Raw genomic sequence first — 19,835 nt, 5'->3', positions numbered from 1 at the left:
ACCAACACCGACCGAAAGGACACGCACATGTACACCCAGGCAATGGACACCATGGGCAAGGACGCGGGCGACGGCAAGCAGAAGGCCGTGCGCTCCGCAGAGGAGATGCGCCTCGAGGAAGGCTTCGACGCGCAGATCGACGCCGGCGAATTCATCGAGGCGAAGGACTGGATGCCCGAGCACTACCGCAAGACGCTGGTGCGGCAGATCAGCCAGCACGCGCATTCGGAGATCGTCGGCATGCTGCCCGAGGGCAACTGGATCAGCCGCGCGCCCACGCTCAAGCGCAAGGCCATCCTGCTGGCCAAGGTGCAGGACGAAGGCGGCCACGGCCTCTACCTGTATGCCGCGGCCGAGACGCTGGGCACCTCGCGCGACCAGATGTTCGAGGCGCTGCACAGCGGCAAGGCCAAGTACAGCTCGATCTTCAACTACCCCACGCTGACCTGGGCCGACATGGGCACCATCGGCTGGCTGGTGGACGGCGCGGCCATCATGAACCAGGTGCCGATCTGCCGCTGCTCCTACGCACCGTATGCGCGCGCCATGATCCGCATCTGCCGCGAGGAGAGCTTCCACCAGCGCCAGGGCTACGAGTCGCTGCTGACCATGATGACCCACGGCACCGAGGCGCAGAAGGCGATGGTGCAGGACGCGGTCAACCGCTGGTGGTGGCCCTCGATCATGATGTTCGGCCCGCCAGACGACCAGTCGCCCAACAGCGCGCAGTCGATGCGCTGGGGCATCAAGCGCTTCAGCAACGACGAGCTGCGCCAGAAGTTCGTCGACGCCACCGTGGAGCAGGCGCGCATCCTCGGCGTGACCCTTCCCGACCCCGACCTCAAGTGGAACGAGGAGCGCCAGGCGCACGACTTCGGCGCCATCGACTGGAGCGAGTTCTGGCGCGTGATCGGCGGCGACGGCCCCTGCAACCGCGAACGCCTGCAGGCCCGCGTCGACGCCTGGGAAGACGGCGCATGGGTGCGCGAAGCCGCGCTCGCCCACGCCAGCAAGCAACATCAACCGATCAAGGAAGCAGCATGAGCACCGAAGCGAAACAGGAATGGCCTCTGTGGGAGGTGTTCGTGCGCAGCAAGGCGGGCCTGGACCACAAGCACTGCGGCAGCCTGCACGCCGCCGACCCGAAGATGGCGATCCAGATGGCGCGCGACGTCTACACCCGCCGCCAGGAAGGCAGCAGCATCTGGGTGGTGCGCTCCGACCAGATCGTGGCCAGCGACCCGGGCGAGAAGGACATGTACTTCGACCCGGCCGAAGACAAGGTGTACCGCCACCCGACCTTCTATGCCCTGCCCAAGTCGGTCGACCACATGTGAGCGGCCATTGACGGAAGCATCATGCAAGCATCCATCGAACTGAACCGCACGCCCGCCGTGCAATACCTGCTGCGCATCGGCGACACCTGCCTGGTGCTGGCGCAGCGGCTTGGCGAATGGTGCGGCCACGCGCCCGTGCTGGAGGAAGACATTGCGATGGCCAACATCGCGCTCGACCTCGTCGGCCAGGCCCGCGCGCTGCTCACGCACGCCGGCAAGCTTGAAGGCACCGGCCGCGAGCACGACGAAGACCAGCTCGCCTACCTGCGCGACGAGCGCGACTACTTCAACCTCACCATCGCCGAACTGCCGCGCGGCGACTTCGCCTTCGCTGTCGTGCGCAATACGATGGTGTCGACGCTGCTGAAGCTGCTGTGGCAGCGCCTGGCCGCATCGAACGACCCCGAGGTGGCGGCCATCGCCGGCAAGGCGCTGAAGGAAGCGCGCTACCACCAGCAGCACTCGGGCGACTGGGTGGTGCGCCTGGGCGACGGCACCGACGAGTCGCACCGCCGCACCGAGAAGGCGCTGAAGCAGCTGTGGCTCTACATGCCCGAACTCTTCTTCAGCGACGAGGTGGATGCCGCGGCCAGCGCCAGCGGCCTCGGCCCGGCGTGGAGCGAACTGCGCGATCCCTGGCTCGCCGAGATGCAGCAGGTGCTGGACGCGGCCGGTCTCTCCATGCCGAAGGAATCCGCCTTCCGCAGCACCGGCAAGCACGGCGTGCACAGCGAGCACATGGGCTACATCCTGGCCGAGATGCAGCACCTGCAGCGCTCCTACCCCGGAGGCGTGTGGTGATGAACGCCCTGGCCTCGCGCGTCGATGCGGCATGGGCCGTGCTGCACACGGTGCCCGACCCCGAGGTGCCGGCCGTGTCGGTGTGCGACCTCGGCATCGTGCGCGACGTGATCGAACACGACGACGGCCTGGAGATCGTGCTCACGCCGACCTACTCCGGCTGCCCCGCCACCGAGGCCATCGAGCACGACGTGCTGGCCGCCGTCGAGCAGGCAGGCCTGGGTCGCGCGCGCGCCACCCTGCGCCGCGCGCCCGCCTGGACCAGCGACTGGATCAGCGACGAGGGCCGCGCCAAGCTCAAGGCCTACGGCATCGCGCCGCCCGCGCACCTGAACGCGGAGCAGGCCGCCGGCACCGCGATGCCGATCAGGCTCTTCGGCCGCATCGCCGGCGAGCGCATCGCCTGCCCGCGCTGCGCGAGCGAGCGCACGGAGCGGCTTTCCGCATTCGGCTCCACCGCCTGCAAGGCGCTGTACCGCTGCATGGCCTGCCGCGAACCCTTCGAACACTTCAAACCCATCTGAGACGCACCCCGCGATGAGTACCCTCTTCCACCCCCTGCGCGTGAAGGCCATCGAGCCCGATACGGCCGAGGCCGTCATCGTCTCCTTCGAGGTGCCGGCCGACCTGCAGCAGGTCTTCGGCTTCACGCAGGGCCAGTACCTCACGCTGCGCCACGACATCGACGGCCAGGACCTGCGCCGCTCCTATTCGATCTGCGCCGGCCTCGACGACGGCGAACTGCGCGTGGGCGTGCGCAAGGTGCGCGGCGGCGTGTTCTCCAACTGGATCAACGCGAGCCTCAAGCCCGGCGACACCCTCCAGGTGATGGCGCCGCAGGGCCGCTTCTTCGTGCCGATCGAGCCGGACTCGGCGCGCCACCATGTCGGCATCGCGGGCGGCAGCGGCATCACGCCCATCCTGTCGATCATGAAGACGGTGCTCGCGCGCGAGCCGCACAGCCGCTTCACACTGATCTACGGCAACCGCCAGCTGCAGTCCACGATGTTCAAGGAAGAAATCGAGGACCTGAAGAACCGCTACATGACGCGCCTCGTGCTGCAGCACGTTTTCTCCGACGAGCACACCGATTCGCCGCTGGGCTTCGGCGTGATGAACCGCGAGAAGATCGGCGAGTTCCTCGCGAGCGTGGTGCCCGCCAGGGACATCGACCATGTGTACGTGTGCGGCCCCTTCCAGATGAACGACGAGGCCGAGGCCGCGCTGCTGGCCGCTGGCGTGCCGGAAGACCGCATTCACATCGAGCGCTTCGGCGTTGCGCTGCCATCGGCCACGCAGGTGGGCGCCGTGGTTCACGAGGCCCAGCCCGGCGACGCCAAGCAGTCGCGCATCACCATCGTGCGCGACGGGCTGCAGCGCGAGATCACCTTCACCGAAGGGCAGCCCAGCATCCTCGATGCGGCATCGGCCGCAGGGCTCGAGGTGCCGTTCTCGTGCACCTCGGGCGTGTGCGGCACCTGCCGCGCGAAGTGCGTGGACGGGGAAGTCCGCATGGAAAGAAACTTCGCGCTCGACAAGAATGAAGTGGCCGCGGGTTTCGTATTGACCTGCCAGGCGCATCCTCTGACCGAACGCGTCACCCTTTCCTTCGACGAGCGCTGAGATACTTCAGGCCTCAACTTTCATTTCAAACGGAGACAAGCCAACCATGAAATTCTTCAAGCCCCTGCTGACCGTCGCCCTCTGCGCCACGGCCCTCGCGGCCTGGGCCGACGTCAACGTCGGCGTGACCATCTCGGCCACCGGCCCGGCAGCATCGCTGGGCATCCCCGAGAAGAACACCATCTCGCTGATGCCCAAGACGATCGGCGGGCAGAAGATCAACTACATCGTGCTGGACGACGCCTCCGACACCACCGCGGCCGTCAACAACACGCGCAAGCTCATCGCGGAGAACAAGGTCGACGTGATCCTGGGCTCGACCACCACGCCGGCCTCGCTCGCCATGATCGACGTGGCCAGCGAGGCGCAGACGCCGATGATCTCGGTGGCCGCGTCGGCGCGCATCATCGAGCCGATGGACGCCAAGAAGAAGTGGGTGTTCAAGACGCCTCAGAACGACATCATGATGTCGCTGGCCATCGCCGAGCACATGGCCACCAACGGCGTGAAGACCGTCGCCTTCATCGGCTTCTCCGACGCGTACGGCGAAGGCTGGTCGCAGGAGTTCGCCAAGGCCGCCGACCTGAAGAAGATCAAGATCGTGGCCAACGAGCGCTACGCCCGCACCGACACCTCGGTGACCGGCCAGGCCCTGAAGATCATGGCCGCCAAGCCCGACGCGGTGCTCGTCGCCGGCTCCGGCACGCCGGCCGCGCTGCCGCAGAAGACGCTGAAGGAACGCGGCTACACCGGCAAGATGTACCAGACCCACGGCGTGGCCAACGCCGACTTCCTGCGCGTGGGCGGCAAGGACGTGGAAGGCACCTTCCTGCCCGCCGGCCCGGTGCTCGTGGCCGACCAGCTGCCCGCCGGCAACCCCGTGAAGAAGTCCGCGCTCGCCTACGTGTCCGCCTATGAGGCCGCCTACGGCAAGGGCTCTGTCTCGACCTTCGGCGGTCACGCCTGGGACGCCGGCCTGCTGATGAGCTCGGCCGTGCCCGTCGCGCTGAAGAAGGCCCAGCCCGGCACGCCGGAGTTCCGCGCCGCGCTGCGCGACGCGCTGGAGCAGACCAAGGAAGTGGCCGGCGCGCACGGCGTGTTCAACATGACCGCACAGGACCACCTGGGCCTCGACCAGCGTGCCCGCGTGATGGTGAAGATCGAGAACGGCGCCTGGAAATACCAACCATAAGCTCGCCCCCAGGCTCCGCGCACTTCGTGTCGCTTCTCCCACCCCCTACCGGGGGCAACACCAGAGGCCCGGCAAAGCCGGTTCCTCGGTGTTCCTGAATTGAGTCACGGGCGACGCCCGAAGGTTGTTTTATGGATTTGCAGATTGCCCTTTTGCTGGGGCAGGACGGCATCGTGAACGGCGCGGTCTACGGACTGATGGCGCTCGCGCTGGTGCTGGTGTTCTCGGTCACGCGCGTGATCTTCATCCCGCAGGGCGAGTTCGTCGCCTTCGGTGCGCTGTCGATGGCCGCGCTGCAGGGCGGGCGGGCGCCCTCCACGCTGTGGCTGCTGCTTGCGCTGGCCGTAATCGTGCTGGTGGTGGAGGCCTGGCGCTGGAAGCGCGGCGCCACTGTCGACTGGCGCTCGGCGCTGACCTGGTGCGTGGCCTTTCCGGCCATCGCCGCGGTGCTGATTCTCGGCTTCAAGCCCACGTCGCTCGCGATGCAGTCGATCGCCACGCTGGTGCTGATCGCGCCGCTGGGTCCGCTGCTGTATCGCATCGCCTATCGGCCGCTGGCTGATGCCAGCGTGCTGATGCTGCTGATCGTCTCGGTGGCGTTGCATGGCGTGCTCGTGGGCCTGGGGCTCTTCTTCTTCGGCGCCGAAGGCTCGCGCACCAGCGCGTTCTCGGAAGCTCGCTTCGACCTCGGCGGCATTCCCGTCAACGGCCAGTCGCTGGTGGTGGTCGGCGTCACGCTGGTGCTGGTGATCGCTATGTTCTGGTTCTTCGGCCGCTCGATGATCGGCAAGGCGCTGCGCGCCACCGCCATCAATCGCGTGGGCGCACGGCTGTCGGGCATTCCCACCGAGCTCTCGGGTGACCTGAGCTTCGCGCTGGCAGCGGTGATCGGCGCCATCTCGGGCCTGCTGATCGCACCGATCACCACGGTCTACTACGACACCGGCTTCCTCATCGGCCTGAAGGGCTTCGTGGCCGCCATCGTGGGCGGGCTCGCGAGCTATCCGCTGGCGCTCGCGGGCGCGCTGCTGGTCGGCCTGCTCGAGGCCTTCTCCTCCTTCTGGGCCAGTGCGTACAAAGAAGTGCTGGTCTTCACCCTGATCATCCCGGTGCTGCTGTGGCGCTCGCTGAACAGCCATCATGTGGAGGACGAGGAATGAACCCGTCGTCTTCACACGCAACCGCATCCACCGCCGCCAACGCGGCGCCCGAAGGCCGCCCGCTCGTGACGCCGCGCGTGCTCACCCTCGTCTTCATCGTCGCGCTTGCCCTGGCCTGGGGCTGGCTGCCCGAGTTCACCGTCAGCGTGCTCAGCAACATCGGCCTGTATGCGCTGGTGGCGGTGGGCCTGGTGCTGCTGACCGGCGTGGGCGGCATGACCTCCTTCGGCCAGGCCGCCTTCGTCGGCATGGGCGCGTACGCCACCGCGTGGATCTGCACCTCGCCCACCGCAGCCGGCTGGCTCGGCGGCCTCGCAGGCTCGGCGCTGGTGCCGTGGCTGGGCCTGCTGCTGGGGCTGGTGCTGACCTTCGCGCTGGCGTGGGCGCTCGGCGCTGTCACGCTCAAGCTCTCGGGCCACTACCTGCCGCTGTGCACCATCGCCTGGGGCCTGAGCCTGTATTTCCTGCTGGGCAACATGGAGTTCCTCGGCGGCCAGACCGGCATCACCGGCGTTCCGCCGCTGGTGGTGGCGGGCGTGTCCTTCGCCACGCCGCGCATGCTGGGCGTCGTGATCTGGGCGGTGCTGCTGCTGGCGCTGTGGGCCATGCACAACCTGCTCGACTCGCGCGAGGGCCGCGCCATCCGCGCGCTCAAGGGCGGCCGGCTGATGGCCGAGTCGATGGGCGTGGACACCGCGCGCCACCGCATCAAGCTCTTCGTGCTGGCTGCCCTGCTCGCGGCCGTCTCGGGCTGGCTCTATGCGCACATGCAGCGCTTCGTGAACCCGACGCCCTTCAACCTGAACATCGGCATCGAGATGCTGTTCATGGCGGTGGTCGGCGGTGCCGGTCATCTGTGGGGCGCGGTGCTGGGCGCGACGCTGATCACGCTGCTGAAGGAAAAGCTGCAGGACGTGCTGCCCGCGCTGCTGGGCACCAGCGGCAACTTCGAGGTGGTGGTGTTCGGCCTGCTGATGCTCTTCGTGCTGCAGCGCTTCGCAGACGGCCTGTGGCCCACGCTCGCTCGGCTGTCGCGCCGCTGGGTGCGCGAAGTGCCGCGCGCCGCTGGTGCCGGCCCAGCCGTATCGACCACGGTACAGCTCGCGCAGCGCGCAGTGCCGGCCGCCGGCACGCTGCTGCTGCAGGCCGACGGGGTGAGCAAGCGCTTCGGCGGCCTGGTGGCCAACAACGACATCTCGATGACGCTGAAGGCCGGCGAGGTGCATGCGCTGATCGGCCCCAACGGAGCGGGCAAGAGCACCTTCTTCAACATGATCTCGGGCGTGGACGACCCCACCACCGGCGAAGTGCGCCTAGTCGGCCAGCCCATGTCGGGCAAGCCCTCGCGCGCCTTCGCCTCGCTCGGCCTGGGCCGCACCTTCCAGCACGTGCGGCTGCTCGGCCAGCGCAGCGTGGTCGAGAACGTGGCGCTCGGCGCGCACCTGCGTGCGAAGCGCGGCTGGCTGTCGGCCATGCTGCGCCTGGACCGCGCCGAAGAGGCCGCGCTGATGGCCGAGGCCCGCAAGCAGATCGAACGCTGCGGCCTCGGCGCGCATGCCGACACGCCCGCCGCGTCGCTCTCGCTCGGCCAGCAGCGCGTGGTGGAAATCGCCCGCGCGCTCGCGGGTCAGCCTTCGGTGCTGCTGCTCGACGAGCCTGCCGCCGGTCTGCGCCACCTGGAGAAGCGCGCCCTCTCGGAGCTGCTCGCGCAGTTGCGCGCCGAGGGCCTCGGCATCCTGGTGGTGGAGCACGACATGGAGTTCGTGATGAACCTTGCCGACCGCATCACGGTGCTCGAGTTCGGCACCGTCATCGCCACCGGCACGCCCGGCGAAGTGCAGGCCAACCCGCGCGTGCTCGAAGCCTATCTGGGCGGCGCCGACGACGAACTGCTGGAGGACGCACGATGAGCCATCCCATTCTTCGGCTGGAGGATTTCTGCGTCGCCTACCGCTCCGTGGAAGCGGTGCACAGCGTGCGGCTGCAGGTGAACGAGGGCGAGATCGTCACGGTCATCGGTCCCAACGGCGCCGGAAAGACCACGCTGCTGTGCGCGGCCATGGGGCTGCTGCCTTCCACCGGCCAGCTGCTGCTGGACGGCGAGCGCGTGGCGCGCCCCAGCGTCGAGACCATGGTGGCGCGCGGCGTGGCGCTGGTGCCCGAGCGGCGCGAGCTGTTCGGTGAGATGTCGGTCGAAGACAACCTGCTGCTCGGCGGCTTCTACCAGTGGCGCAAGGGCAAGCGCGACCAGCGTGCGCGCATGGACGAGATCTTCGCCATCTTCCCGCGATTGAAGGAACGCCGCGCGCAGATGGCATCGACGCTCTCCGGCGGCGAGCGCCAGATGCTGGCCATCGGCCGCGCGCTGATGGCGCGGCCCCGCCTGCTGATGCTCGACGAGCCCTCGCTGGGCCTCGCACCGCTGGTGGTGCGCGAGGTGCTGCGCGTGGTGTCGCAGCTGCGCAGCCACGGGGTGTCGGTGCTGCTGGTGGAACAGAACGCCCGCGCCGCGCTGCAGGTGGCCGATCGCGCCTATGTGCTGGAGATGGGCGCCGTGGCGCTCGAAGGCAAGGCGCGCGACCTGCTGCACGACCAGCGGATCATTGATACCTACCTCGGTATCGGCAAGAAAGAGTGACTTGATTTCCTCCCTCCCCCGCTGGGGGAGGGTTGGGGTGGGGGCATGCGGCGGCCGAAAAGCACTGCGCCGAACCGATGCCGCTTGCCCCCATCCCGACCTTCCCCAGCGGGGGAAGGAGCAAGACAGATATCGCGAAAGGACACCGCCCATGACCACCACCCTCCAAAGCTACATCGCCGGCCGCTGGATCGGCCAGCAGGCCGCGCAGCAGCTGCGCAGCGCCGTCAACGGCAAGCCCGTGGCCGCTACGCATGCCGAGGCCATCGACTTCGCCGAGGCGCTGGCCTATGCGCGCCGCACCGGCATTCCCGCGCTCATGAAGCTCGACTTCCAGCAGCGCGCCGAGCGGCTCAAGGCGCTGGCCAAGTTCCTCGCGGCGAACAAGGAAACGCTGTACGCCATCTCGGCCCACACGGGCGCCACACGCGCCGACAGCTGGATCGACATCGAGGGTGGCGCCGGCACGCTGAGCGCCTACGCCGGCATCGGCACCAACGAGCTGCCCTCGGGCAACCTGGTGCATGAAGGCCCGGCCTTCCCGCTCGGCAAGAAGGGCGGCTTCGCGGGCACGCACATCCTGGTGCCGCGCGGCGGCGTGGCGGTGCATATCGACGCCTTCAACTTCCCGGTGTGGGGCCTGCTCGAGAAGTTCGCGCCGAGCTTCCTCGCGGGCATGCCCTGCATCGGCAAGCCGGCCACGGCCACCAGCTATCTCACCGAGGCGCTGGTGCGGCTGATCGTGCAGTCCGGCATCCTGCCCGAAGGTGCGCTGCAGCTGGTCATCGGCAGCACGGGCGACCTGCTCGACCGGCTCGAGGGACCCGACGTGGTCACCTTCACCGGCTCGGCCAACACGGCCGCGAAGCTGCGCGTGCATCCGAACATCGTGCGCCAGTCGATCCCGTTCAACGCCGAGGCCGACTCGCTGAACTGCGCGATCCTCGCGCCCGACGTGACGCCCGACGACGAGGAGTTCGATCTCTTCGTGAAGGAGGTCGCACGCGAGATGACCGTGAAGGCCGGCCAGAAGTGCACGGCCATCCGCCGCGCGATCGTGCCGCGCCAGCATCTCGACGCGGTGGCCGAGCGCCTACGCGCGCGGCTCGCGAAGACGGTCGTCGGCGACCCCTCGCGCGAGGAAGTGCGCATGGGGGCGCTGGCCTCGCGCGACCAGCAGGCCGACGTGGCAGAACGCGTGGCGACGCTGCTCAAGGGTGCGGAGCTGGTGTACGGCGAGCGCGACGGCTTCTCGCCGGTGGGCGACGGCGTGGGCGAAGGCGCCTTCTTCGCGCCCACGCTGCTGCTGAGCCGCAAGCCGCTGGAGCACGACGCCGCGCATGACGTGGAGGCCTTCGGCCCCGTCAGCACGCTGATGCCCTACGACGGCATCGACGAGGCGCTGGCGCTGGCCGCGCGCGGCCGGGGCAGCCTGGTCGGCACGCTGGTCACGCGCGATCCGGCGACCGCTGCCAAGGCGATTCCGGTGGCCGCCGCATGGCATGGGCGCCTTCTGGTGCTCGACCGCGAGGCCGCCGCCGAGTCGACCGGCCACGGCTCGCCGCTGCCGCAGCTCAAGCACGGCGGCCCGGGCCGCGCGGGCGGCGGCGAGGAGCTCGGCGGCCTGCGCGCGGTGAAGCACTACCTTCAGCGCACCGCCGTGCAGGGCTCGCCCACCATGCTGGCCGCCATCACCGGCGAGCACGTGCGCGGCGCGGCCGTGCACGAGAGCGAGGTGCACCCCTTCCGCCGCTACTTCGAGGACCTGCGCGTCGGCGACTCGCTGCTCACGCACCGCCGCACGGTGAGCGAGGCCGACATCGTGGCCTTCGGCGGCATCTCGGGCGACTACTTCTACATGCACTTCGACGAGGTGGCGGCCAAGGAATCGCCCTTCGGCAAGCGCATTGCGCACGGGTACTTCGTGCTGTCGGCGGCGGCGGGCCTGTTCGTGTCGCCCGCGCCGGGGCCGGTGCTGGCCAACTACGGCCTGGACACGCTGCGCTTCACCAAGCCGGTGGCCATCGGCGACACCATCCGCGCGCGCCTGACCTGCAAGCGCAAGATCGACCGCAACAAGAAGGACGCGAGCGGCCAGGGCCAGGGCGTGGTCGCATGGGACGTGGAGGTGACGAACCAGGACGGCGAGCTGGTCGCCAGCTACGATATCCTGACCCTCGTTTCCAAGAAGCCCGAAGCCGCCGCGGCCTCGGCCAACGCCTGATGCCATCTTTTTCCTCGTTCTCCATGTTCGACCTCACCGGCAAGGTAGCGCTCGTCACGGGCGGCAACGGGGGCATCGGCCTCGGCATGGCCCAGGGGTTGGCCAGGGCCGGCGCCCGCGTCATCGTGGCTGCGCGCAACGCACAGAAGTCGGCCGCGGCGGTCGAGGCGTTGAAGGCGCTCGGCAGCGACAGCTTCGCGCTGGAGGCCGACGTGAGCGACGAGGCCTCGGTGCAGAAGCTGTTCGACGAAGCCGCCGCGCGCACCGGGCGGCTCGACATCCTCGTCAACAACGCCGGCACCAACATCCGCAAGCCGGTCGACCAGCTCCCGCTGGACGACTGGCACAAGGTGATGAACACCAACCTCACCAGCGCCTTCCTGTGCAGCCGCGCCGCGCACCCGCACCTGAAGGCCGCGGGCGGCGGCAAGATCATCAACATCGGCTCGATGATGTCGATCTTCGGCGCGGCCTACGCACCAGCCTACGCGGCGAGCAAGGCCGGCATCGTGCAGCTCACCAAGTCGACGGCGCTCTCGTGGGCGCCCGACAACATCCAGGTCAACGCGATCCTGCCCGGCTGGTTCGAAACCGAGCTGACCGATGGTGCGCGCAGCCAGGTGCCGGGCCTCTACGAACGGGTGAACGTCCGCGCCGCCGCGGGCCGCTGGGGCCAGCCGGCCGACATCGCCGGCACCGCCGTGTTCCTCGCCAGCGCCGCGTCGGACTACGTGACGGGCACCGCAATACCCGTAGACGGCGGCTTCTCCATTTCGGGCTGAAGGCCGCGGGCCGTGTAAATTCGCCGGCCATGCTCTTCTGGATCCAGATCTTCCTTTTCGTCGCCGGCACGGCCGCGCTGGTGTACGTGTCGCGCGGCCCGCTGAGCCAGCCGGGCTCGCATGGCTTCTACCGCTTCTTCGCGTGGGAGTGCATGCTGGTGCTGATCGTGGTCAACCTGCCCTGGTGGCATGACGATCCGTTCTCGCCGAGGCAGATCGTTTCCTCGCTCTTCTTCGTGGCGTCGATCTGGCTGCCGATCCATGCGGTTCGGCTGCTCAAGGCCCAGGGCAAGCCCAGCGATGCGCGCAACGACGACCCCGCGCTCTACGGCTTCGAGAAGACATCGGCCATCGTCAACAGCGGCGCCTTCCGCTACATCCGCCATCCCATGTACACGGCGCTGATGCTGCTGGCCTGGGGTGCATTCATGAAGCAGTTCAGCTGGCTCACGCTGGCGCTGGTGCTGGCGGCCACGGTGCTGCTGTTCATGACGGCGCTGCGCGACGAGCAGGAATGCATCGCGCACTTCGGCGACGACTACCGTGCATACATGCGCGGCACCAGGCGCTTCATTCCGTTCGTGTTCTAGGGCTGCCGCTCTGCTCAAGAGCGGGCAACACCTTTCCGCTGCAGCAAAGAGAAAGCGCCCCGTCAGGGGCGCTATTCACGTGGCCTCGACGCTCAGCAAGCCTTGCCATGGGCGACGTGCGCGCCCTTGGCCTTCGCGTCGGCTTCGGACATGTACGAGCCGCGCTTGGTCTTGCCGAAGTACTTGTCGTTGGCGCAGTGATAGACCTTGCCGTTGACCCAAACCTGGCCGGCGGCGGGTGCCGCTGCAGGCGTGGCGGCGGCAGGCGCGGCTGCGGGCTTGGCCGCTGCGGGAGCGGTTGTTGCGGGCGTGGCGGGCGCAGCGGCAGCAGGCGCAGCAGCGGGCTTCGTCGCCGCAGGAGCAGGTGCGGTGGCAGCAGCCGGCGCCGTGGCAGGGCTGGTCGTCGCGGGAGCGGCTGGTTGCTGTGCAAAGGCAGAGACGGCGAGGACGGAACTGGCCGCCAGCAGGAAAAGGGTCTTCTTCAAGATCGCTCCTTGTGAATCGCACGAAAGCACGTGCATGTAGCGACCAACGCCCGTGCGGCAACGCAGTTGACGAATGTTTACGCCGATGTGTGACGAGCCGTACGGCGCGAGACCTATTTCACGCCCGCAAGGAAGAGATGAGGCTTCATGGCCCCTGCGAGGCCTTCGCTGTCGGCGCGATTGCGCCTGCATGAGTTGTTCCCTTCGGATCGAAAGCCGACGCGGCAGGCCGCGGACGTCGCCGATCCGGATCCGAAACATCGAAAAGGGAAGAACATGAAGATCACACTGACCTCTCTCGCCATCGCTGCCGCGCTCCTCGCGGGCTGCGCATCCGAGCAAGCAACCCATACGGCCGTAGGCACCGGCGCAGGCGCGGCGGTCGGCGCGGGGGTGGGCAACCTCATCGGTCGCGACAAGAAGAGCACGGCCATCGGCGCGGCGGTCGGTGCGGCCGTGGGTGCAGGCGTCGGCTACAACTGGACCAACGTCCGCAACAAGCTCAGCAACCAGACCGCGGACACCGGCACGCAGATCATCGATCAGCCCGACGGCTCGCTGAAGCTCAACATTCCCAGCCAGGTGACCTTCGACACCGACAGCGCCACCATCAAGCCGTCGTTCCGCAACGTCCTGGACGGCGTGGCCCAGACGATCGCGCAGGAGCCCAACATCAACGCGCGCGTGGTCGGCCACACCGACAGCACCGGCAATGCCGAGCACAACATGGCGCTGTCGCAGCGGCGCGCGCAAAGCGTGGGTGCCTACCTCGTCGACCATGGCGTGAAGAGCGCGCGCCTCACGACCGAAGGGCGAGGCCAGACCCAGCCCGTGGCGAGCAACGCCACCGAGGACGGGCGCATGCAGAACCGCCGCGTCGAGATCTACCTGAAGCCGGTCTCCCAGTAAGCAGGTCCTGGCGAAGGCGCTACGCACTGGCCACCGCAGGCCGGTGCGGCCCTGCTGGTGCCAATGCGCCTCATCCTCGACGCCCCTTTAATAAGGGCGTCATCCTGAACCTTGCGGGATGCTGACCCGCCCGATCAGGTTCCGTTCACACGAGCCTCCTAGCATTCCTGCATGCTGCTGCTCGCGCGCGTTCGCCGTTTTGTCGAGGCACACCACAAGGCGTGGTGTGTGGCGGGCATGCTGCTGGTTCTTCTGCAGCCTTTCATCGCGGTGCATTTCCGCTGCGACGGGCTGGAAGACGAGCCGATGCTGCGGGTGCGCAGCGCGAGCGACACCACTCAGTTCGAGGCCGAGGACCGCGCGGATCATCCGGCGGACCGCGAGACCACCCTGTTCGCACAGGCGCCCGCGAGCATCGACCTGCCCGGCGCGTTCGACCTTGCGCTGAACGCGCTGATGGCGATGGTGCTCGCACTGCTGCCGCTGGCGGTGGCCCTTTCGCGATTGGCCGTTCCCGTCGCGCGTGAAGCGCCCGAACACGTGCCGCCCCACGGCGGCGCACCGCCTCCGGCGCAACCCTGGCGGCGCCTGCCGCCGACCGTCGCTCCACCTTCCGCCACCTGAGACACGGCGCCTCGCGCGTCGGGCGGTCCGCTGCGCCACGCATCGGGCCTTCTCTTCCCTGTCGAAAGGTCCGACATGTCCAGCTTCTCCTGCTGCGCCGATCGCGTCTATCGCGCCGCCGCGCGGCATCGCACGCCCTCCGTTTTCCAGAACCCGCCCAAGGTGGCGTCATGAATGCGCTGAACCTCACGCTCTTCCAATGGCTCGCGGCCGGCAGCCAGCCGACCCCGTGGGTGCTGTCCGTCGCATTGGCCTTCGCGCTCTGGGGCGCCTGGCTGTGCGCGGGCGTGCTCGTCTACGCGCTGTGGCGGCATCGCGCCGATCGCGCCTACCTGTTCGTCGTGGCGGCGCTCTCGGGCCTCGCGTCGATGGTCTCGCATGCGGTCGCAAGCTCCTTGAACACGCCTCGCCCCTTCGTGCTGGGGCTGGTGCCCTCCTACATCGAGCACGCTGGCCGCGGCTCGCTGCCGAGCACGCACGCGACCGTGATGTTCATGGTTGCGCTCGCCTTCCTGCTGCGCCCCAGCCTGCGCAGGCTCGGCGTGCCGCTGCTGGTGCTGGCCGCCGCCACGGGCTGGGCGCGCATCTACGTGGGCGTGCATTTCCCCATCGACATCGCGGCCGGGCTGCTGCTCGGCGCCGCGATCGCCGGCCTGGCCGCCATCGCGCAGCGGCTTGCGCACCGATTCGTTTCTTTTCCAACGTCGCCGGCCGGCCGCACTCGCGACAACAGGAACGCGGCCGCTTCGCCCTGGAGGCTTCCATGATCTCTTCGACCGACAACAGCAGGCATTCGCGCCCGCCGGTGCGCCTGCCGCAGGCCGATGCCCCGGCGCCGCACACGAGCGCCGCGGCGCCGTCCGAACTATCGGCCGCGCCGCGCAGCATCTCCTGCGTGATCCCCTGCTACAACGAAGCCGCGAACCTGCGGCACCTTCTGCCGTTGCTGGAGGACATCCTCTGGGACACGCACATGCGCTGGGAGATCATCGTGGTGGACGACGGCAGCACCGACGACACCGTCGCGGTGGCCGAGGCATGGTGCGAGCTCTCGGGCTTTCGCTGCATCTCGCTGTCGCGCAACTTCGGCAAGGAAGCCGCGCTCACCGCGGGCCTTGCCGCCGCCACGGGCGACGCGGTGGTGCTGCTCGACGGCGACCTGCAGCACTCGCCCGAGCTCATCCACACCATGATCGCGCAGTGGGTGGCCGGTGCCGAGGTGGTGTACGCGGTGCGCGAGCAGCGCAGCGACGAGAGCCGCTTCAAGCAGATCGGCAGCAGGCTCTTCTACAACCTGCTCAACGCGTCGGACCGCTTCGCCGTGCCCAAGGACGCGGGCGACTTCCGCCTGATGGACCGCAAGGTGGTCGACGCGCTCATGAGCCTGCCCGAGCGCAGCCGCTTCATGAAGGGCCTGTACGCCTGGGTGGGCTTCCGCGCCGTGGCGCTGCCCTACACGCCCGCGCCGCGCGCCGAAGGCAGGAGCACCTTCAACACGCGACGGCTGGTGCGGCTGGCCATCGACGGGCTCACCGCCTTCACGACGTGGCCGCTGCGCGCGGTCAGCGTGGCGGGCCTGATGCTGGCGGTGCCGGCATTCGCCTACGGCGCCTACGTGGTCATCGACTATCTGCTGTTCGGCAACGAGGTCTCGGGGTGGACCACCATCGTCGTGAGCCTGATGTTCTTCATCGGCATCCAGATGATCTCCACCGGGATCGTGGGCGAGTACATCGCCCGCATCTACGAGGAGGTCAAGGGACGGCCGCTGTACGTGGTGCGCCACGAACGCGGCACGGGGCTCGAGACCGGGAAGACATGAAACGATCCGCCCCCGCATGGTGGACCGCCCCGCAACCGCTATGGCTCATCGTCGCCCTCTTCGCCTGGCTGCTGGCCACGGCATGGATCCGCCCGCTGATGGCGCCCGACGAAGGCCGCTACGGCAGCGTCGTGCTGGCAATGCTGCATTCGGGCGACTGGCTGGTGCCCCGGCTCGACGGCCTGCCCTTCTTCCACAAGCCGCCGCTGTTCTACTGGATCGGCGCGGCCGCGATGGCGGTCGCAGGCCCGGTCGAGTGGGCGGCGCGGCTGCCCTCGATCCTCGGCGGCGGCGCGGCGGCCGCGGCGCTCTTCCTCTTCCTGCGCCGGTGGTCGACGGTGCGGCTGGCGCTGCTGTCCACGGTGGTGCTGGTGACCACGCCTTTCTTCTTCATCGGCGCGCAGTTCGCGAACCTCGACATGCTGGTGGCGGGCTGCATCTCGGGCACGGTGCTGCTGGCGGCCGGCGCCGCGCTGGCAAGGGAGCGCGAGGAACCATGGCGGGCGCTCTTGGCCGGCGCCTACCTGTTCGGCGCGGCCGGGCTGCTGGCCAAGGGGCTGATCGGCCTCGTGCTGCCCGCCATGGTGATCGCGGCATGGTGCGCCGCGACGCGCAGGCTCGCGGCGCTGCGGCTCGCCCTTTGGCTGCCGGGCTGGGCCGTCCTGCTGATCGTGGCCGGCCCCTGGTTCGTCGCCGTGCAGATGAAGTACCCGGAGTTCTTCGACTACTTCGTCGTCACGCAGCACTTCCGCCGCTTCGCGTCCACGGGCTTCAACAACGAGCATGGCTTCTGGTTCTACCTGCCGGTGCTCGCCGGCCTCACGCTGCCCTGGTTCGCATGGGTGCTGGTGCCTCGCGGCGGGAACGGATCGAACGACGCGGCGAGGGCGCCCGACATCGACCGGCTGATGTGGATCTGGCTCGCGGTGATCGTGGTGTTCTTCTCGCTGCCGCGCTCCAAGCTCATCGGCTACGTGCTGCCCGCGCTGCCGCCGCTGGCGTACCTGATCTCGCAGCGCGTGCTGGCGGGCCGCTCGCTCGACGCGCTGCTGCCGAAGGTGCGCGCGACGGCGCTGGCGGCCGCGGCGGTGTGCATAGGCTGCGTGATCGCCGTGGCGATGTATGCCTCGCCTCCGGGCACGCGGCTGAAGCTGCCGGCTGGGCAAGCGGTGGCACCGGGTGACCAGGTGCTGATGCTCGACAGCTACCACTACGAGATTCCCTTCTACTGGAACCTGCGCGATCCGGTGCTGGTGTCGGACGACTGGAAGGCCGCCGCCCTCGACACGCGCGACAACTGGCGCAAGGAGATCTCCGACGCCGCCGGTTTCGACCCTGCACGCGCCGCCCGCACGCTGGTGGAGCGCACGCAACTCGCGGACACGCTGTGCGTGCCACGCACCACCTGGCTCGTGGGTTCGAACACGGCGCAGCTCGCGAACCCCTGGCTCTTCCGGGCGCAACTGGTGGCGGTGAACGAAGGCATCGCCGCATGGCGCTTCGCGGGCAGCCCCACCGGCGACCCGCACTGCCTGGATGCGCCGCTGGCGCCCGCCCCCGCACCCGCTTCCGCGCAGTCCTCGCAAACGCACGGCGATGAGTGAACCGCTGCGCTACCTCTGCATCTGCGCCGACGACTTCGGCATGAGCGCGGGCATCAACTCGGCCGTGCTCGACCTCGCCGAACAGGGCAGGATTTCCGCGACCAGCGCCATGGTGCGCCGCGAGGTGTGGCTTGCCGGCGCGAGGATGCTCAGGCGCCTCGACCCGGCGAGGTTCGACGCCGGCCTGCATCTGGATCTCACGCGCCCCGCGCATGCCGGCGGCGCCGAGCCCGGGCTCGGCGGACTGATCGCGCGCACCTACACGCGCACCGTGTTCGCGCCAGGCGTGCAGGCCGACATCCGCGACCAGCTGACGCGCTTCGAGGACGCGATGGGCCGCGCGCCCGCCTTCGTGGACGGGCACCGGCACGTGCACCAGTTCCCGGTGGTGCGCGAGCTGCTGGTGGAAGAGATCGCGCGGCGTTATGCGGGCTCGCCGCCATGGATTCGCAGCACGGCGCCGGGCCTGCGCCAAGGCCCCGACCGGCTGAAGGCGCGGATCATCCATTCGCTGGGCGGCTCGCGCCTGAACGCGCTGGCCGCGAAGCGCGGCATTCCCACCAGCAGCCGGCTTCTGGGGGTCTACGATTTCTCCGGCGACATCGAGCAGCACGAGCGGCGCCTGTCCGACTGGCTGTCGGCTTGCCGCACCGGCGACGTGCTCATGTGCCACCCCTCCGCCGGCATCGCGCCCGGCGATCCGCACGGCGGCGCGCGGCTGCGCGAGTACACGGCGCTGCTCGGGCTGCGGCTCGAAGCGGCCGGTGGAAGTGAAAGGATCGAGCTCGCGCCGCTGTCGCAAACCTTGCGACGGGCCTGATGGCTGACGCCATCAAAAAATTTCATGAGCCACTCGCAGCCTGCAATATCCGACGATTGGATACGAATTCGCTATAGCGAACGAACGCGCACACCGCCCAGGCTCACACTTCCGTATCAACAAGGACAGGAACAAGGGCCGAAGCCCTCCTGAAGCCGCTCTCCGCGCCCCTTCGAGGGGCGCGACACCGCTCATTCGCACGCGAAGCGATGCTTAGAATCGCCGTCGGTTCGGGCTCGCGCTCCGGCCTTCACTCCCCGGAGAAACGCGATGTCCTTGTCGTTCGGTGCAGTCGTCGTCACGTACTTTCCCACCGACGGGCAGCTGGCGAATCTCCACACGCTCCTGCGCTCATGCCCGCGCCTGTGCGTCGTCGACAACACGCCGGAAGCAGGCGACTGGCATGGCGCACTGGTCGATGCAGGAATCGCAGTGCTGCACAACGGCAACCGCGGCGGCATCGCGGGTGCGTTCAACCGAGGCATCGCGGAGCTCGAGGCTCGCGGCGCCGAACTCTTCCTCCTGCTCGACCAGGACTCCGTGCTGCCGCCCGGCTACTTCGACGAGATGTGCAAGGCCGCGGCTTCGGCTGGCGAAAGAAGGGAAGGCGCCGCCTTCCTGATCGGCCCGCTCGTGCACGACACGAACCTCGATGCGCTCATTCCCCAGTTCGGCCTCGAGGGCAAGCGCGTCTACCAGTTCGACCTGCGCAAGCCCTTCACCGAACCGCTGGTCCGCTGCGCCTTCATGATCTCCTCGGGCTCGCTGATCTCGCGCGCCGCGTGGACGAAGATCGGCCGCTTCGACGAACGCTACGTGATCGACCACGTCGACACCGACTACTGCATGCGCGCGTTGCGCAGCGAGGTGCCGCTCTACCTGAATCCGGCCGTCGTGCTGCGGCACCAGATCGGCGACCTGCAGGCCAAGTCGCTGTTCGGCTGGAAGATCCACGTCATCAACTACCCGGCCGCGCGGCGCTACTACATCACGCGCAACGCGCTCGACCTCTCGCTCGCGCACGTGCGCGCCTTCCCTGCGATCCTGTTCATCAATGTCTACACGCTGAAGCAGATCCTGCCGATGCTGATCTTCGAGCGCGACCGCCTGCGCAAGAGCCTCGCGCTGATGTTCGGCGTGCTCGACGGCCTGCTCGGCCGGCTGGGCGGCATCCGCGAGGCGCGCCCCCGCGTGGGCGAGTACCTGAGCCGCAAGAGCGGCTGA

Annotated in this window: 20 protein-coding genes; 19 read left to right on the top strand and 1 reads right to left on the bottom strand. The window is 68.7% G+C overall.

Annotated elements, in window-relative coordinates; translation table 11 throughout:
• Positions 1–27: 27 nt before the first annotated feature.
• The 12 genes from paaA (at position 28) to FHT32_RS29015 (ending at position 12,347) form a co-directional block, all read left to right on the top strand.
• Positions 28–1,044: a 1,2-phenylacetyl-CoA epoxidase subunit PaaA gene (paaA, locus tag FHT32_RS29070; RefSeq protein WP_176668026.1), complete on the top strand. Its 1,017-nt coding sequence runs from the start codon at positions 28–30 to the stop codon at positions 1,042–1,044.
• Entirely contained in the window at positions 1,041–1,337 is a 297-nt protein-coding gene (paaB, locus tag FHT32_RS29065) for a 1,2-phenylacetyl-CoA epoxidase subunit PaaB (protein ID WP_019654318.1), read from the top strand. The genes paaA and paaB overlap by 4 nt, the downstream gene beginning before the upstream one ends.
• 21 nt (positions 1,338–1,358) lie before the next feature.
• Complete coding sequence (paaC, locus tag FHT32_RS29060; RefSeq protein WP_176668025.1) at positions 1,359–2,138, top strand: 1,2-phenylacetyl-CoA epoxidase subunit PaaC; 780 nt, start codon at positions 1,359–1,361, stop codon at positions 2,136–2,138.
• Positions 2,138–2,662, top strand: coding sequence for a 1,2-phenylacetyl-CoA epoxidase subunit PaaD (gene paaD / locus FHT32_RS29055; RefSeq protein ID WP_176668024.1), 525 nt, complete (start codon positions 2,138–2,140; stop codon positions 2,660–2,662). The genes paaC and paaD overlap by 1 nt, the downstream gene beginning before the upstream one ends.
• Before the next feature lie 13 nt (positions 2,663–2,675).
• A complete protein-coding gene (paaE, locus tag FHT32_RS29050) occupies positions 2,676–3,761 on the top strand; it encodes a 1,2-phenylacetyl-CoA epoxidase subunit PaaE (RefSeq protein WP_176668023.1) in 1,086 nt (361 codons plus the stop codon).
• Positions 3,762–3,807: 46 nt separating this feature from the next.
• Entirely contained in the window at positions 3,808–4,953 is a 1,146-nt protein-coding gene (locus tag FHT32_RS29045; RefSeq protein ID WP_176668022.1) for an ABC transporter substrate-binding protein, read from the top strand.
• Between the two features lie 131 nt (positions 4,954–5,084).
• Complete coding sequence (locus FHT32_RS29040) at positions 5,085–6,113, top strand: branched-chain amino acid ABC transporter permease (RefSeq protein ID WP_176668021.1); 1,029 nt, start codon at positions 5,085–5,087, stop codon at positions 6,111–6,113.
• On the top strand, positions 6,110–8,023 hold the full coding sequence (locus FHT32_RS29035; protein ID WP_176668020.1) for an ATP-binding cassette domain-containing protein: 1,914 nt from the start codon (positions 6,110–6,112) through the stop codon (positions 8,021–8,023). Before FHT32_RS29040 ends, FHT32_RS29035 begins: the two co-directional genes overlap by 4 nt.
• Positions 8,020–8,751 carry an ABC transporter ATP-binding protein gene (locus FHT32_RS29030; protein ID WP_176668019.1) on the top strand — a complete coding sequence of 244 codons (732 nt, stop codon included), beginning with the start codon at positions 8,020–8,022 and terminating at the stop codon, positions 8,749–8,751. The genes FHT32_RS29035 and FHT32_RS29030 overlap by 4 nt, the downstream gene beginning before the upstream one ends.
• A 151-nt stretch (positions 8,752–8,902) precedes the next feature.
• Positions 8,903–10,975 carry a phenylacetic acid degradation bifunctional protein PaaZ gene (paaZ, locus tag FHT32_RS29025; protein ID WP_176668018.1) on the top strand — a complete coding sequence of 691 codons (2,073 nt, stop codon included), beginning with the start codon at positions 8,903–8,905 and terminating at the stop codon, positions 10,973–10,975.
• Between the two features lie 23 nt (positions 10,976–10,998).
• On the top strand, positions 10,999–11,757 hold the full coding sequence (locus FHT32_RS29020; protein WP_176668017.1) for an SDR family NAD(P)-dependent oxidoreductase: 759 nt from the start codon (positions 10,999–11,001) through the stop codon (positions 11,755–11,757).
• Between the two features lie 29 nt (positions 11,758–11,786).
• Positions 11,787–12,347 carry an isoprenylcysteine carboxylmethyltransferase family protein gene (locus FHT32_RS29015; RefSeq protein ID WP_176668016.1) on the top strand — a complete coding sequence of 187 codons (561 nt, stop codon included), beginning with the start codon at positions 11,787–11,789 and terminating at the stop codon, positions 12,345–12,347.
• 92 nt (positions 12,348–12,439) lie between these two features.
• Here FHT32_RS29015 and FHT32_RS29010 read toward each other — a convergent pair whose 3' ends face one another.
• The gene (locus tag FHT32_RS29010) at positions 12,440–12,832 is read right to left on the bottom strand and encodes a hypothetical protein (RefSeq protein WP_176668015.1); all 393 of its coding nucleotides are present in this window, start codon (positions 12,830–12,832) and stop codon (positions 12,440–12,442) included.
• Positions 12,833–13,108: 276 nt separating this feature from the next.
• Here FHT32_RS29010 and FHT32_RS29005 point away from each other — a divergent pair, with 276 nt between their 5' ends.
• The 7 genes from FHT32_RS29005 to FHT32_RS28975 all read left to right on the top strand — a co-directional run bounded on the left by FHT32_RS29005 (position 13,109) and on the right by FHT32_RS28975 (position 19,835).
• Entirely contained in the window at positions 13,109–13,741 is a 633-nt protein-coding gene (locus FHT32_RS29005; RefSeq protein ID WP_176668014.1) for an OmpA family protein, read from the top strand.
• A gap of 171 nt (positions 13,742–13,912) precedes the next feature.
• The gene (locus FHT32_RS29000; RefSeq protein WP_256099209.1) at positions 13,913–14,365 is read left to right on the top strand and encodes a hypothetical protein; all 453 of its coding nucleotides are present in this window, start codon (positions 13,913–13,915) and stop codon (positions 14,363–14,365) included.
• Positions 14,366–14,535: 170 nt separating this feature from the next.
• A complete protein-coding gene (locus FHT32_RS28995; RefSeq protein WP_176668013.1) occupies positions 14,536–15,132 on the top strand; it encodes a phosphatase PAP2 family protein in 597 nt (198 codons plus the stop codon).
• Positions 15,129–16,187: a glycosyltransferase family 2 protein gene (locus FHT32_RS28990; protein WP_176668012.1), complete on the top strand. Its 1,059-nt coding sequence runs from the start codon at positions 15,129–15,131 to the stop codon at positions 16,185–16,187. The genes FHT32_RS28995 and FHT32_RS28990 overlap by 4 nt, the downstream gene beginning before the upstream one ends.
• Positions 16,184–17,791, top strand: a complete 1,608-nt coding sequence (locus FHT32_RS28985) for a glycosyltransferase family 39 protein (RefSeq protein WP_176668011.1) — start codon at positions 16,184–16,186, stop codon at positions 17,789–17,791. Before FHT32_RS28990 ends, FHT32_RS28985 begins: the two co-directional genes overlap by 4 nt.
• Positions 17,784–18,611, top strand: coding sequence for a ChbG/HpnK family deacetylase (locus FHT32_RS28980; RefSeq protein ID WP_176668010.1), 828 nt, complete (start codon positions 17,784–17,786; stop codon positions 18,609–18,611). The genes FHT32_RS28985 and FHT32_RS28980 overlap by 8 nt, the downstream gene beginning before the upstream one ends.
• 270 nt (positions 18,612–18,881) lie before the next feature.
• Positions 18,882–19,835 carry a glycosyltransferase family 2 protein gene (locus tag FHT32_RS28975; RefSeq protein WP_176668009.1) on the top strand — a complete coding sequence of 318 codons (954 nt, stop codon included), beginning with the start codon at positions 18,882–18,884 and terminating at the stop codon, positions 19,833–19,835.

Source organism: Variovorax sp. SG517 (assembly GCF_013376045.1).
Lineage (GTDB): Bacteria > Pseudomonadota > Gammaproteobacteria > Burkholderiales > Burkholderiaceae_C > Variovorax.
Note: the sequence above shows the minus strand (reverse complement) of the source record. Positions and strands in the feature narration are given on the sequence as shown.